This is a genomic window from Vampirovibrionales bacterium, assembly GCA_016712355.1.
Taxonomy (GTDB): Bacteria; Cyanobacteriota; Vampirovibrionia; order Vampirovibrionales; family Vampirovibrionaceae; genus JADJRF01.
Map to the genome: position 1 here is coordinate 59,812 of JADJRF010000002.1, position 13,920 is coordinate 73,731.

General features: G+C 63.1%; 16 protein-coding genes. 1 reads left to right on the plus strand and 15 read right to left on the minus strand.

Translation table 11 applies throughout. From position 1 onward, the window contains the following. The 14 genes from IPK79_01240 to IPK79_01305 form a co-directional block, all read right to left on the minus strand. Entirely contained in the window at positions 1-2,211 is a 2,211-nt protein-coding gene (locus tag IPK79_01240; GenBank protein ID MBK8189060.1) for a hypothetical protein, read from the minus strand. A 94-nt stretch (positions 2,212-2,305) separates the two neighbouring features. After that, on the minus strand, positions 2,306-2,818 hold the full coding sequence (locus tag IPK79_01245; GenBank protein ID MBK8189061.1) for a hypothetical protein: 513 nt from the start codon (positions 2,816-2,818) through the stop codon (positions 2,306-2,308). A 14-nt stretch (positions 2,819-2,832) separates the two neighbouring features. Then, complete coding sequence (locus IPK79_01250; protein MBK8189062.1) at positions 2,833-3,303, minus strand: hypothetical protein; 471 nt, start codon at positions 3,301-3,303, stop codon at positions 2,833-2,835. Positions 3,304-3,332: 29 nt separating this feature from the next. Then, positions 3,333-4,256, minus strand: a complete 924-nt coding sequence (locus tag IPK79_01255; GenBank protein MBK8189063.1) for a hypothetical protein — start codon at positions 4,254-4,256, stop codon at positions 3,333-3,335. Positions 4,257-4,365: 109 nt separating this feature from the next. Continuing rightward, complete coding sequence (locus tag IPK79_01260) at positions 4,366-5,130, minus strand: hypothetical protein (GenBank protein ID MBK8189064.1); 765 nt, start codon at positions 5,128-5,130, stop codon at positions 4,366-4,368. A 2-nt stretch (positions 5,131-5,132) separates the two neighbouring features. Then, the gene (locus tag IPK79_01265) at positions 5,133-5,480 is read right to left on the minus strand and encodes a hypothetical protein (protein MBK8189065.1); all 348 of its coding nucleotides are present in this window, start codon (positions 5,478-5,480) and stop codon (positions 5,133-5,135) included. 9 nt (positions 5,481-5,489) lie between these two features. Then, positions 5,490-6,362 (minus strand): hypothetical protein, encoded by an 873-nt coding sequence (locus tag IPK79_01270; protein ID MBK8189066.1) that lies wholly within the window; start codon positions 6,360-6,362, stop codon positions 5,490-5,492. After that, a complete protein-coding gene (locus tag IPK79_01275; protein MBK8189067.1) occupies positions 6,355-6,615 on the minus strand; it encodes a hypothetical protein in 261 nt (86 codons plus the stop codon). The genes IPK79_01270 and IPK79_01275 overlap by 8 nt, the downstream gene beginning before the upstream one ends. Then, positions 6,605-8,203, minus strand: coding sequence for a hypothetical protein (locus tag IPK79_01280; protein ID MBK8189068.1), 1,599 nt, complete (start codon positions 8,201-8,203; stop codon positions 6,605-6,607). The genes IPK79_01275 and IPK79_01280 overlap by 11 nt, the downstream gene beginning before the upstream one ends. Continuing rightward, a complete protein-coding gene (locus IPK79_01285) occupies positions 8,200-8,397 on the minus strand; it encodes a hypothetical protein (protein MBK8189069.1) in 198 nt (65 codons plus the stop codon). The genes IPK79_01280 and IPK79_01285 overlap by 4 nt, the downstream gene beginning before the upstream one ends. Then, positions 8,397-10,082, minus strand: a complete 1,686-nt coding sequence (locus tag IPK79_01290) for a hypothetical protein (protein MBK8189070.1) — start codon at positions 10,080-10,082, stop codon at positions 8,397-8,399. Before IPK79_01290 ends, IPK79_01285 begins: the two co-directional genes overlap by 1 nt. Before the next feature lie 471 nt (positions 10,083-10,553). Further along, complete coding sequence (locus IPK79_01295) at positions 10,554-11,027, minus strand: terminase (GenBank protein MBK8189071.1); 474 nt, start codon at positions 11,025-11,027, stop codon at positions 10,554-10,556. Positions 11,028-11,093: 66 nt separating this feature from the next. Further along, on the minus strand, positions 11,094-11,339 hold the full coding sequence (locus IPK79_01300; protein ID MBK8189072.1) for a winged helix-turn-helix transcriptional regulator: 246 nt from the start codon (positions 11,337-11,339) through the stop codon (positions 11,094-11,096). Between the two features lie 341 nt (positions 11,340-11,680). Then, positions 11,681-11,923: a hypothetical protein gene (locus tag IPK79_01305; protein MBK8189073.1), complete on the minus strand. Its 243-nt coding sequence runs from the start codon at positions 11,921-11,923 to the stop codon at positions 11,681-11,683. On the opposite strand from IPK79_01305, the gene IPK79_01310 reads away from it, so the two are divergent. Then, positions 11,922-12,371, plus strand: coding sequence for a hypothetical protein (locus IPK79_01310; protein ID MBK8189074.1), 450 nt, complete (start codon positions 11,922-11,924; stop codon positions 12,369-12,371). The two genes, IPK79_01305 and IPK79_01310, sit on opposite strands and share 2 nt — an antisense overlap. 1,138 nt (positions 12,372-13,509) lie before the next feature. On the opposite strand, the gene IPK79_01315 is transcribed toward IPK79_01310, so the two are convergent. After that, entirely contained in the window at positions 13,510-13,662 is a 153-nt protein-coding gene (locus IPK79_01315) for a hypothetical protein (protein ID MBK8189075.1), read from the minus strand. Between the last annotated feature and the right edge of the window lie 258 nt (positions 13,663-13,920).

Genomic DNA, 13,920 nt, shown 5'->3' on the forward strand with positions numbered 1-13,920 from the left:
TCATGACGAAGCCGATTCCATCAGGAACGCCATCGAGCGCACCTCGAACGGTGCCGGCAGCCGGTGCTCAATCAGCAGGTTGTATCGGTCGTCGTAGCTGGACGCCGGCAGCGCAGTCGCCTCGCTGGTGAAGATGTCAACCGGCTGATCCATCTGCCGCGTCGCCACCGCATCGAGCGGGAATAGATGATCGCTGTCAGGGCCAACCCAGCATTGCGTGCCAGGCATGCCCTCGACCATTACTTTGATGATGCGCCGCTGCCGGCCGGCAGTCGTGCCATCTTGCGATCCGACATCGGGAAGGATCGGCTTGACGCGAGCCACAAACTCGAGCCCGACATGCACGACGGAAGCCGGCTCGTCGATCGTGATCGCGCCGCCGGTCACCACCTCGGCCGGCAACACCATGCCATCGGCGAGCACTTGCACCGTCGCCCCCTCGAGGTGGCCGAGGCCGCTGATCGTCGTTGCCGGAGCGCCGCGATAACTCAGCCCGCAATCAACGTAGAACGCATCGCGGATGTCATCGCCAAGGGTGAACCGCGGATCGAAGCATTCGACGAACCGCCGCGTCTGCCCCCCGACTGTCCGACGCACGATCAACCAAACCTCGTCATCTGGATCGCCCGGAATGCTGGCCACGCTCTCGACCACGCCGGCTGTAATGTGCCGATGCCAGCCCATCACCTGATGCTCCGGCAGCCACGTGCAGGCGGCGAGCTGGCCGTCTTGCCGCGCTACCCAGATCGTTTGCTCGCGCTCTTCCTGAAACGCCCAATCGACGGCCGGCGATGTTAGGACATGCGTCGCCAGGACGTTCAGATCTTCGACGTCATAGCCGTCGACCCGCGTGCGCGCATAGTGCAGGGCCCGGATGCTGCGGCGGCTGCGGTGAACGTACACCAGCGCCGTGCCGATGCGCTTGGCGCCCAGCGTCTTTGCGGCTCCCGATCGCGATTCCAGCGACGCGGCAACAGCGGTCGGCGTGATCGTCGGATCGCTGATGCCGGACGAGACAACCCACGTTCCGGCATCGGTTCCAATGGCGATCGCCTGGCCGAATGTTTTGATCCACCGCGCCTCGTGCACGTCGTCCTCAAGCAACGGGTACGAAAGCGCGTCGTCATCCTTGGTGCCGAGCGTGAAGTTGTAGAAGTCCGCCGAACGCGAAAACTCGATCCGGCCCGGGTCGGCCGGCATGCCGCCAAACGCGAACCGCTGCTGATGAAACCCGGCGCACGACGGATACCCTCGGCCGCCGCCCCACGCGGGCGAGCGCAGTTTCCACCCGCCGCCGCCTACCGCCGTCGTCGCACTGAGCGGCGAGCGGATGATGCCTGACATTGCCGTAGCAGACGACCAGCCGGTGAGTTCGATAAACCCGCCCGCGATATCAACGAACTTGCCGACGTCAACCGTGCGAAACCCGCGCGTTGCCAAGGTGAGCGTGACGACGGCGCCCACCGGGTCTTTCTTGTCGGGAGTGCATGCCGTGTTTGGCGAGCCAACAATGCGCCACTGTTGAGCACCGAACGCCAGCGCCGGAAACGGCCGATTGACCTGAGCGGTCACAACGTGCTCGCTTGAATAGCCGATGATAGTTGCCTGTCCGCCGCCTGCCTCAACCAATCTATCCACGTCGCTGGGTAGGAACGCCGACGCAGCGCTAAGGGTGACCGTGCCCGTAGCCGCAGAAATGACCAGCGCCACAAGGAACTCATGCCCCGGCTCGTACGTCGCTGGCGGCGAAAACGGCAGATCGGAGAGCACCCATGCAGTGTGTCCGGTGCGGGTCAACGCACGCGGCGGGTGAGCGGCATGGAACAGGTACAGCACGTCGAAACTCTGCGTGTACGTGAGTTCGAGCACATCCGCCTCCGAATACGGAGACGCCACCTCGTAGGCCGCGCTGCCCGAAACAATCTGCGCCTTATCCTTGTAGAACCGGAAATATCCCGCTCCGGCCTCGATCATATATGCCTGCGTGGTCGAGAAGCGGAACGGGATCAGACGCGATCGGCCGGCGTGAACCTTCGTCGACGCAATGAACCGCGTGCCAGGCCGCTTGCTCAATCCGCCTTCCTTGCGGACGAACATGTTTTCCAGCAGGTAGCATCCGTTTTCTCGCGCCGTCAGGCCAACGCGGGCGGCAAGCAGCGGGCTAATCTCCCCCGCTGTGAACGAGTTGCGCAGGATGTTAGCGCGCGCCATTGGCTACACCCACGATTCAGGGGCGAACTGATTGACCCACGATCCGACTTGCTGCGCTTGCGGCGTGCCCTCCGCTCCGTCCACCGCGGCGGCATCAACCAGCGCCTGCCGGTAAAGCTGATGCATCGCCTGCATGGCGGTATCCGATCCAGTGATGCGGCGGGCGTTCGTCCACGCCCATCGCAGCCCGACGACGGCGGCGAGCAGGCCGCTCATCTGAATGTCTTCGCCATCTCCGATCGGTTGGCCGGATGGCGAGACGGCAAGGTTTCGCGTGTACAACACGTCGAGCGGCGCCGGCGCATTGGTCATCAGCCGCCGGCCGCGCCAGTGTCCATGGGTCGCTACGCTTGATCAGCCCGCGCACCCGCAAGCAATCGCCGGGGAGGATGAACTGCCGGGCGTAGTCTCTCGGCGCGCTGACTTCTGCCGCCAGTGTCGCCGTTGCCGTCGCGTCGTTCCACACGTCAAGCTCAAGAACGGCTTCCATCGTGGCGCGGAACGTCGCGCGGGCACAAACGGCGGCGGTCGATTGTTCCTCGAAAGAACTAATCGGCCGCTCGCCGAGCGCCTCAATCCCGATGTTGACGATATCAATCGGTGTCACCGGGATTTTCCCCCTTACGCGAAGATGACGTGGCCCTTGAGCGTAGCCGCCGCCGGGATGTATCCATTGCCGGGTGCGCCGGCGACAGTGGCGTTGACCACATATCCGCCGACAGAATCCATCGCCACGTTTAGCGGGATGAACACTGTCGCGGCTGCGGAAACGTCCAGGTCCTCCTTAAACGCGGTCGCCAGCGCGTTGACGGCGGTCGCGTTGTCGCTCTTCGTGTGGGCCTCGTACCCGATATCGAGCACGCGGCTTGAACCGAACGCCGAGCACGCCACCACCATGCCGATGACGGTATGCTTGCCGGCCGGCATCTTGACGAGCCCCTGTGTCGATGTGGCGTCGCCAGCCGCAGCGCCTTGAGTGAAGTCGAACGGCTGGACCTTTAGGTCCATTGACGCTTGAGTGCGGGTCAAAGCCGTGGTGAGCGTGCCCTCCTGCGTCTTCAGGATGGTGGATCGCTCGGTTGTAACTCCCATCTTGGTAACCCTTTCCTATCAGCCGTGGCTTACGCCTCGGAGCATTTGACCTCGGCGATCATCTTCTCTTCGGCACGAGCCGCCCCGAACTGAGCGTGCGCGTGCGCCTGCCACGGCAGGCCTTCCCAATCCTTGCGCTGGGAAAGGTCAGTCGTCAGCTCACGGGTAACGCCGACGCGCATGCCCATTGGCATCCACACGGGGCACCGTCGGTAGGAGTTTCCGTCCACCGGTAATGCCTGATAATTGTGGAAGTCGATGTTCAGGTAATTCAACCGGCCGGTGCGCTCGAACTGCCCGAGCAAACTGTCGCGGTCGGTCACCTTGTCATCGTTCAGCATGTCTTTGAGCTGCTTGGCGGTGATCGCCATATGCAAGCCGTTGCCCGGCCCGTCGTCCATGATCGCTTCGTTCTTGACGAACAGAGCAAAGACGGCGTTCAGCTTTGCGCGGTTGAGTCCGGTGGCGGCCGGCGTGCCGCTGTTGACGACATCGACGGCGATGACCTGGCCCGCAGGGAACGTGACATCAGTGTCATCGCCCGGCAGCGTCTTGCCGCGCTTGACGGCGGCGAACATCGCAGCGACGGCAACCGAATCCTTGCGGCGGTTGTACGTCATGGCGATCTGCCGCATCACCGAACTGGTCGGATCGGTCAGCCGCACGGTGTCGGAGAAATACGGCCAGTGCTTCGTGAACTTCCACGAAGCGGTTTGCAACCACCGGCGGGTGAACTGCAGCTCGCTAACGGTGATCGGCTGATAGTCCGAGCCGGGAACAAACGGCAGCGGGTCTTCAAACGGCGCGATTTCGTCGAAGGAAAGGCCCTGCTCTGCGTCGACGTTGAACGGCTCGCAATACTGCCAGATCCGGCTCGTCTCTTGCTGCAGCAGCAGCCGCAGCCCGTCATGGTAAGCAACCTGCACTTGATTTTCAGTAGGTCCGAGTGCCATAGCACACCTCGCGTTGATCCAAACTGCGTCTGTTTGGGTTGCCCGCGAGGCGCGGACCCGGTTAGTGGTAGGCTAGTTTTCCAGACCCGTCTTGAACGGGTTGCCCGGATTATCTCTTAAGCGCGAACCCGCGGATGATGTATCTGCCGGTTCCCGATTTCGTAAACGTCCCGCCGCCGATCGTGCCGGCGAGCGGCATGTCCGCTATCAGCAGGAACAGCCGCATGGTATCGGCCGTCGCCTGCGAGGCCATTGCCCATTTTCCGCCCGTCTCGCCAGTGAAGCCGGGGACTGTTTCCGACGCGGAGAGCGCGCCGAATTGCAGCGCCAGCCGGCCCGGCGCGTCCGTCGTCACAGGGGCATCGGCGATCGCAGTTGCTGCGCCCGAGACGACCGCCGGGCCGATCACTGCCGTCGGATTGGCGTTGCTGAACGCGTGAATAACCGATTGCTGCGTACCGAGCGCCGTGCCACCCGCATTGGTAATTGATACGGTGCCCGTTTCTGTCCCGTCGGCGACCTTGCGATGTATCCATTGCCGAGTGGTGCCGGTCGTGTCCGCATAGAGCAGTTCCCAGCCATCGGGAAACGTGTATGTAGCAGCCGCCTGCGTTGAGTTGTTCATGTGCGCTGTCTGCATCAGCAGCACGTCGCCGGCCTGTGCCCGCGGGAAGCCGGGCGTTATCGCGACATTGCCGGCAACACGGCTGTACGCTCCGCTGCCTTGGTACATTGGCATCGGCGGGATACCGAGGCCGAAGAAGCGCGGGGAGAAGTACCGCGGGGCAAAATGCCGCAAAGTCACAAGTTCGTTCAGCACGCCCCGATCATCGGGCGGGCGGCGGAAATCAGTGAACACATTGCGGCGCAGCATCGCTATTTCCCGATGAGCTGCAACACGAGGCCAGTATCGCCATCCTGGTAGTCGCCAGTCGCAACGCCGACGTCGAACTCGTAGACGTCCGGCAGGCCGGTGAAGTGCGTCACCAGCGACCCGGCCGAGCCCATGTCAGCGGCGACGATCTTCTTGACCGTATCCCATGCGCCCGCCACGCCATCATTCGCGGCCGCCTTCAGCCGCTGGCGGAACGTGACGACTGACCCGGACGTAAGCGCCGACACAACCGTCAGCGACAGTGCGCCATCAGCCGGCGAGACGGCGCCGGCGGTGGTGCTCAGCCACGTGTTCTGTGCGGTGACCGCTATGCGGTTTTTGTCGGCCAAGTCTACCTCCTATGCGCCGGCAGCGATCTTGCGCTGAATGGCAGTTTCCCACTGTGCCCGCGCCTGGCGCTGCGCCTCGGGGCCACTCTTGCCTTTGATGCGGCTCTGGAAGTCGCCGTCGGCAATCAGCCTGTCAACCTCGGATGCCGCGCTTGCTGCGCCAGCACCGCCGCCAGGAGTCGCGCCGTCCTCCGACGTGTCGCGCCCGATCGCTGCGAACATCTTGCGGAACGTCGGGTCGGCGTCGAAGCCGTACTGCTTCAGCCAGTCGCGGAACGCATCGCCGCCATACTTCGACACGGCGCGATCAGCCAGAGCAGTGCGGGTGTCGTATTCCGCTCCCCACTCGCGCCGCAACGCCGCCTCGCCCTCTTGCGCGCGCTTTGCCATCTCGGCTTCGTGGTTGCGCATCGCCTCGACGTTGGCCCGATGCAATTCTTCATTCAGCGTCTGCACCGCCGCCGGCGCGAGCCCGAGTTTATGAAAGACGGGAAGCCGCGCCTTGATCAGGTTTTCGTCGTACGGGTAATCGTCCGGCAGATCCTTCGGCTTCTCCAGCTTGTAGCCGTCGGGCGTCTCGGGGCGTCCAAGCGCCGAATAAACCTTGTCGAAAGCGCCAGGAGCATGCGGGTCATCGGGCAGCCGCAGCAGCTTATCCTTTGGCGCTCCGAGCAGCTTCTCGGCGTTGATGTACGAGCGCGCGACGTGCGGCAGCGCTTCGGCCGGATCGCCGAGCTTGTCCCAGCCCTTCGCCGTAGCCGCAGGCTTCAGGTCATCGGGCCACGCCCATGCCTGCGCAGCGGGTGCTGGTGCGTCGGTGGTGACCTGTGGCGGCGGCGCGTCGGTTGTCGCAACTGGTGCGGCCGAAGTAATCTCAGTCAAAGAACTCTCCATCTTTCACGTGGCCGTAGACGATTTGCTGCACTTGATCGTTGTCAAGCGCCATTTGTTCGGTGATCCACAATATCACGCTGCGCTGCCCTTCGCGATATGCACTCTCGTGCGTGTCCCCGGCGCAATAGGTGGACCCGATTGCACGAAAGCGCGCCGCCAGATCAGCCAGCACCCACTTACCGGAGCCATCGGCAAATGCGCCCCGGTAGATCGAGGCGCGGCGCCGGAGCCTACCCAGCATAGGTGCTCTCCGCGTCCGCGGCCAACTTGGCAACGGTGGCGCCGGTTATTGCGGTCTGCCCCAGCGCAGCCATCTGCTGCTGCTTGGCCTCGGCCTCGCGCATCGCCTGCACACGCTCACGCGATGCCAGCACCTTGAGCGGCGCCCCGAACGCCTTGGCTAGCTCGCGGATCGTCTCTTCGCTATCGACCACGGCAGCGGCGCGCGGATCGAACTGCGCCACAAGCGCTGCGCCTTCCAGCGTGCGCTGAATGGATTCCGCAACCGCCAACTCCTTGCCCTGTGAGATGACAGAGCGGAACTCAACGTCGTAATCTGCGAATGATCCCTCTTGCGGCGGCTCGATAACGCCCGCGCGGATCAGCAGCCCGAAGAACCGCTTGCCGGCCGGCTCGGCCATCTCTTGCTCGAGCCGCCCCACCGGTGCGCCCATGCGCCGCGCCATCTGCTGCCGGCGCCCAATCCATTCGGTGGCCGTCATGTTCGGCGACTCGGGCGGCTGAAGCAGGAAGTAGAAATATGCCTCGCGGATCGCGTTGCGCCGGTCGTGCTCGTACTCTAGCAGGAACGGCAAGCCTTCCGCCGACGGCCACTTCCGCACCTCGGCATTCGCCGCCGCGACGTTGGTAGAGTAGCTGTGCACCGCGCCTGGCCGGCGCGCTTGGCTCAGTCCGCGGCGAAACATCCCATCTGGCACGTAGACCTCTGGCTCGGCGGTGTACTGCCCGGCCTTGAGGTTGGTGCGGCCCATCGCGTTGACGCGGATCACCTCGTCGAGCACGGTCATTCCAGGCGACCAGCCGTAGGCCGAGCAGCCCGAACGATCCCAACGCGGCACGACGAAGGGGAACTCCATAAACCCGCCCTCGTCGAGCATGTGCTTTGTGTCTTCCTCGATGTAGACGCTCGCCCAGGGCATCCGAGTCCGCGAGGCGCCAGGCACCTCCCAGCGCGGGTGCACCGAATGCAGGATGGTCACCTTCTCGCCGGGATACTTTTCCAGCCGCTGCCGCACCCGTGGCGATGCGCGATCGCCCCACGTTTCGACCACCTGGCGGACGGTCATCGGGTAGCGCCGCATGCGGGTATCAACTATGCCGTACGCGTTTTCGCCGATGACGATTTCCGACGCCGGCTCGTATTTGCAGATTAGATGTTTGCCGGGGACATCGCTGATGAACATGCATCCATGGCCGAGCCCGGCAGTGGAGCGCAACACCGATTGCCGCGCCGTCGTCCAACCCGAGCGCGGATGATCAATCGCGGCGTTGAGGTTATGCGTCGCGTACGCCGCCCACTCAGCAGCATAGCCGCCCATCTCCATAGCGCGATCGTCACGCGGCACGACTTCGAACGGGTCGCGCCGAAACAGCATCTCATCGAGGCCGGCGACGAGGTTGTCCAGCACCTCACGGCCGGTGTCGTCAACAGTCGGCGACGTCGGCGGACCGTCTGGATTGACGCCCCAATTTTCCGCCTCCTGCGGAAAGAAGTAGCGCACGAGCTTGCGCCACTTGTCCTCGCGCGCCGATCGCTCGGATAGCAGTTCTGACCACCGCTGAATGATGCTGTTGGCGGTGTCTGTCATTGGCCGAGCAGCACCTTTGGGGCGGTCGGAGCCGGGTTGACGAGCCCGAAGCCACCGGTGACCAGCGTGCTCGAGCGCCCGGCCGCCAGGCGGTTGCGCTTCTCCTCGAGGCGCCGCGCCTCGTTCGCCGCAGTGTCGTCAACAACCGGGACGGGCGGCGGTGCCTTCGGTGCCTTCGGTGTCCCGCCCATCATCAATGCTCCATCATGTTCCACGGCCGGCGCGTGCCCGGCCACTCGTCAACAGCCGCCGTGATCGGCCGGTGCATGGCGCCAATTCGGAACGCGTCGCAATTGTGGACGATCGCCCCGTTCGCCAGCGCGAACTGCCCAACATCAGGAACCGTCAGGCACCACACATCCGATGTTTCGGAGAGCGTCCTTACGCGCTCGATACGCAACGCCCTTGCATGCTTCGCTACAGTATTTTTGGCTGTGCCCGCTTTTCCGTACGAGCGCGTTAAAGACTTGCCCGCAACCTCCGCACGGCTTCGGCTCTCGCTTCCACTTTGTCCAGTTCTTGGCTCTTTCCGCATGACGGCGATGCCATAACCTTCCTGTTTCAGACCGATGCCACTCAGCCGCGCGGTCCAGCGCAACTTGCCCAAATCCCGCCCGGAATCTGACCTTGCCAAGATTTTCTGAGGCAGGCATGCACTCAAGGTTTGAAATGCTATTGTTTGCTGGCTCGTGGTCGCGATGATGGATGTGACACCCGCTCGGAATATCTCCGAAAGCAGCCGACCATACTTCTCGGTGAAGCTTCTTGCCGCCCCTAGAATAGTACCTTTCAGACGGCCAAAGCCGATAAAGGCCACCGTCAAAATACTGTGTGAGCGCATCGAGCACGACAGGATCACTGAACCCGGATAAAGGGACTCTGCGGATTTCCACCCGTTCTCCGTCAGAAACAAATGATCCGGCGTACATCTCACCGTATACCCTCCTGCGAACTCCACTTCCACAAGTCGGGCATTGGCCCTCGTTACTCTCGGATTCGAGTACCGCTTCCAGCCACATGTCGTTTGGACCTCTCCATTAAACGGTAGGTCCATTATACGACACGTTCCGTAACGCGTCAGTACTTTAGTTTCGCCAACAAAACAGCCATGCGAAGACCAATCGTGGTGCGGAACGTCCTGATATGTCTGCCGTTTCTCGTCATACTCACGGTGGTACTGGCGCAGCGCCGCAATGCCGCGCTTGCACCGCTCGGCATCGAACCAGCACCGCGGCAGCATCCGACGCACCTGGTCGATACCGTCGGCGCGGTATCCCTTCTCCGAGAGCGGGATCGTAGATTGGATTGTAGGCTGCACGCCCAGGCCAACGAGCGTGGCGGCGCGCGTTTCGCCGACGCTGATGTCCCGGCTGCGGGTGTCGTGCGGCATCACGTGCTCGCCGTAGAGATACCCGCACTCGGCGGCGCGTTCCTTGAGCATCTTGGCGTAAAACGGCAGGCCCTCGCCGCTCGCCTCGAAATAGTCGATGAGATGCACGGCAGCGCCGACACGCTGCACGAACCAGACAGCCGTCGCATCGCTGATCCCCAAATCCCACCACGTCTCGACCAGCTTTGCGGGGTCGTGCGGGACTTTGGTGATGCGGCCCTCGTCTTGCGCACGCGTCATCAACCGGCCGTAGTATGCCCCCGGCATCGCGGCGGTAAAGTCGCAGAGGTATTCCTGCCTAAAGCGAGCATCGCCTTCCTCGTCGCCGAACAGGTCTATCAGTTCGCGGCGCTCACGCTCGAGCGTAACGTCCGAAAACACGCCCGTCTTGGTGGCAGGCAGAATTTCGCAGTACCAATCAGGATCGTTGCGCGCCGCATCGAACATCGAGGCCGCATGATTGAGGCCGCGCGGGGTGGTAATGAACAACGCCCAGCCGTCGTTTTCGGCCAGGATCGGGCGCAGGAAAGCCCAGCTTTGCGGATCAGCCAGCGCCCATTCGAATAGACGATGCCGATTGGCGTGCTGCCGACGAGCGAATCGTAATTATCCGAGCCGATCAGTTGCCAGGTCGAGCCGCACTCGAAGTCGATCATCATCTCTTGATCGCGCGTGCGACTGCGGATCGCCGGCGGAAAGGCCTCGTCGATGCGGCGCAAGCCAGTGTGCGGGTTGATCGCGTGCCAAATGGCCTTGCGTGCCTGCGCCGCTTCGGGAAGCATGTGCCAGTAATTCCCGATGCGATTGTGAGCCGCTACGGCGGTCCAGTGCATGGCGATCGCGTCTTTTCCGCTGCGGCGGTGCCACACTGGGATCGCGCGCTTACAGCCTGCCTCCATAGCTGCCCATAGCGGCCATTGGTACCGCCGCAATTCGAAGTTGTGCGGGAGGACGACCGGATCAGGCCGTCGCAGCGCCATCGCCATCTGTGCCCTCGGGCGGCTTGAACATGTGGCGAATGACCACCTCGGCCTTCAGCGGCTCGCCATTCTCGCCGGTCAGCGCAACGCGCTCCCGGTACTTGTTTGGATCGGCAGCCTTGAGCAGAAAGATCAGCATCGTGTCTGAATATTCGCGGATCAGGCCGACCTCGGCTCCCATCTGATACACTGGCTTGTCAACGCCGTCGTGAGCACGCCGGTACCCTTCGTCCTCCAGATTCCAGCACGCCACCTTGAGCGCTTCGGCCCAGGCGCTCGCAAAGTCTGCATGCTCGTGCCGCCAGTAGAGCGCCGTGCGGCGGCTGATGTTTGCCGCGATGCACGCGTCCTTGACTTTGCCGGTTTCTGCGAGCGCCTCGGCAAACTTCTCGATCACCTCGGGGGTGCAACCATTCTCGCGATCTGCGTAGGCCGGCGAGATTGAAGTGCTCACGCTACATCCCTCCTGGCGCCGATGCGGTGCCGCTTGCGGATGATGCTGATGGTCGATCGCCCGAGCTCAGCCGCCATCTCCTCGTCGGTGAGGCCAGTCGCCGCCATCGTGCGGAGCAAATCCACCCTCGGCCAGAGACCACCGCCGCAGCGACCCGGCCAGGATGCCGCGTTCTCGCATCCTGGCGATTCTGTGCTCTACCACTCGCGGGGAAATATCCAGCACATGCGCAATCTCAGTCATCGTCAGCCCGACCACCCACAAGGCAGATACACCGGCATCATGATAACTGATGGAGTGCGCATTTGTCACGGGTTTGGTCTACCGGCTGTGCTGCATGGCCCGCAGCATGTCCCGCGCCTTGCCGAGCTGATCAAGCGGCAGAGAGCGACAGATCTCCTCGATCTCGTCCTGCCACCTGATCCGCATCACCGCGGCACTGAGACGGTCCTCCGCCCCGGCCGGAGGGGCAGTCTCCCAGCGGTACAGCGTGGCGCGGTCGACGTGGAGCGCAGCGGCAATCGCGGTTTGGTCAAGCCGCTCTGCGTCAGACGGGCCAGCGCCTCGGCAAAGGCGGTGGTCATGGCTTGCTCCTTTCCAGCAGGACCTTGACCAGCGCATCAGCTTCGGCGACGACATCCGGCGTGGCGTAACTAAGGTCGCAGAAGCCGCTCACCGAATAGCCAAGCTGCGCGGATCTGCATCTGATCTTCGGCCGGAAAGTCCATGCGCGCCAGCTCGTTTAGATCTAGCTGACCGGTGCTGAACAGATGATCGACGATCTTGTTCCGGCGAAATCTGGCGACGCCGTGCTTGTCAATCTCGATCGGCTGCATCGGGTGTTTCACGGCGCGTGCTCCTTTGGTTGGCCGGGCGATGATCTCGGCGCGGGTCATGCCGACACCTCGTGCGCCATCAAACGGTCGCGGAACATGCGGGCTCGCGCATCCCCCGCCGCAGCCCACGCCGCAGCCCTCGCCGCATCCCTCGCCGCAGCCCCCGCCGCATCCCCCGCCGCAGCCCCCGCCGCAGCCCTCGCCGCAGCCCTCGCCGCAGCCCTCGCCGCATCCCCCGCCGCAGCCCTCGCCGCAGCCCACGCCGCAGCCCTCGCCGCAGCCCACGCCGCAGCCCACGCCGCACGCAACTCATCGTCTGTCGCGTTACCGTCTGCATGTCGGCGCGCGACATCAATTGCGTTGCGGCTCCGATCGTCCGTCATCAGTGGCGCACCGCGTCGGCGAAATCGCACGCCAGGTGCCGAGAGAACGAGTCTGCCGGCTCGATCGTTGCGCGAAGACACCACAGCGCGTCCTCAAGTCCGTTGCTGTCGAGCACGGCGGTTAGCGGACCGGCTTATTGGCGCCGTGCTTGCGGACGCCACCAAGCGATTTAGCAAGCTTGGCGTAGCCCTCTTTGCAGGCTTCGTGCTCGCGCAATAATTCAAACGTTGTGTGCAGCATGTCATCATCTCCCGTTCCGACAGAGAGATACTACCAGATTGCGCGGCACATGCAACAGAAAAATGTTGCATCGCGCGATTATTTTATGCCGCGCCGGGGCGGATGCCGCCGCTGGTCTACCATCGGCGGCCGGCTTTTGAGTGTCTCGCAATCACCCTTCCTTGTTGTCCGCCGAGCACGGGGTTCTTCTTCCGCCTCGTCCTCCCTTCGCCGCAGTTCGGCATTCTGCCGCTCGATCGCCTGGATGACATCAACCGTCTGCTGAAAGCGCTATGAGATAGTCAAGCGTCCTAGCCTGGGCCCGGATGTCGAGGGCGCGATGGCGGTGGGATGGTGAGTTCGGGATCGTTGGTCATGATGTCGTGCTCCTTTCTGTTGCGCCGTTTGAACGAGCCTCCAGGGATGGACCCCCACCCACCTCAAAAGAGGGGCCGTCCCAATGAGAGCCACAACAAGGGGCTCATTGGGGCGTGCCCCATTGATGGTTTATCCCTAGGCTAATTTCATTGAGGCAAACCCCAATCCGCCCCAATGAAAGCGTGAATAGAAAAAATCATTGGGGCGCCTCCATTGCGTTTGGCCGGCCTTTTCGAGCCGTCTACGTACAGCCCCTTGCGTGTTTCCCGCTTGCTGGGAGATTTGTGGATCTGCAACCACGAGCAAGCCTGATTTTACCCACGCTTGGATGATCTCGCGGCATTGTCCTCTGTTCTTGTCGGGGGGCTTGTTCTTATCAGGCGCCAGGCCGCGCGATCGGTCGCGGCGTTGGCGTTTGAGTAGCGAATCTGTCCGGCATGCCAGCGTCGATATTGTCGAGGACGAGGTTGAGCGTTTCCTTATTCAGACCGTCCCATGTTTCCGGCGGCGTCCACGGTCTGACTGCCTGCACGTTATCTCCTGCTGGGTAGTCTGGCTCTGGTTCCCGGATTGGAATTGATGCGAGGCGATACCATCGGGCTTTTGATGCACGTGGCGCGAGGTTAGCTTTTGCGTCGTCGATGCCCGGATCAATCGGACACGATCTAATCGAGCACGCCCATCTTCGATGCTTCGTCAGTCGTCATGCCGGTAACGGTGAGACACGCAATCGCTGCGACGTTGGCGCCCGCACCTCGCGCCAGGTCCGCATCCCCGGGCGTCGCCTGCCCTTGCGGTTGTGATGCGGGACGAGGCACTAGCAGCCGTACGCCTACGGCGATACGGACGAGCGCGCGCATCACCACGTCTATGCCGTCGTTGCTGTTCCCAGGGCGCGCGAGAGCTTCGCAAAGGGGTCGAGGATCACGACGTCGCTTCGGTGCCGACGGATTGTCTCTCTGCCTATTCTGTCGGCGCCGCCGGTCTCTACGACATCGCCTGTTTCCGGACATCTTGGTCAGGCTGACGGTTGAGCCGGTGAGGCAGACGACAGCGAGCCACCCGGCGCGGATAAG

What these genes read in the sequence shown, in the direction of transcription:
- IPK79_01255 (MBK8189063.1), bottom strand. Translation starts at nt 4,256, where the DNA reads ATGGCACTCGGACCTACTGAAAATCAAGTGCAGGTTGCTTACCATGAC.
- IPK79_01260 (MBK8189064.1), bottom strand. Translation starts at nt 5,130, where the DNA reads ATGCTGCGCCGCAATGTGTTCACTGATTTCCGCCGCCCGCCCGATGAT.
- IPK79_01250 (MBK8189062.1), bottom strand. Translation starts at nt 3,303, where the DNA reads ATGGGAGTTACAACCGAGCGATCCACCATCCTGAAGACGCAGGAGGGC.
- IPK79_01280 (MBK8189068.1), bottom strand. Translation starts at nt 8,203, where the DNA reads ATGACAGACACCGCCAACAGCATCATTCAGCGGTGGTCAGAACTGCTA.
- IPK79_01275 (MBK8189067.1), bottom strand. Translation starts at nt 6,615, where the DNA reads ATGCTGGGTAGGCTCCGGCGCCGCGCCTCGATCTACCGGGGCGCATTT.
- IPK79_01285 (MBK8189069.1), bottom strand. Translation starts at nt 8,397, where the DNA reads ATGATGGGCGGGACACCGAAGGCACCGAAGGCACCGCCGCCCGTCCCG.
- IPK79_01240 (MBK8189060.1), bottom strand. Translation starts at nt 2,211, where the DNA reads ATGGCGCGCGCTAACATCCTGCGCAACTCGTTCACAGCGGGGGAGATT.
- IPK79_01310 (MBK8189074.1), top strand. Translation starts at nt 11,922, where the DNA reads ATGCCGACACCTCGTGCGCCATCAAACGGTCGCGGAACATGCGGGCTC.
- IPK79_01305 (MBK8189073.1), bottom strand. Translation starts at nt 11,923, where the DNA reads ATGACCCGCGCCGAGATCATCGCCCGGCCAACCAAAGGAGCACGCGCC.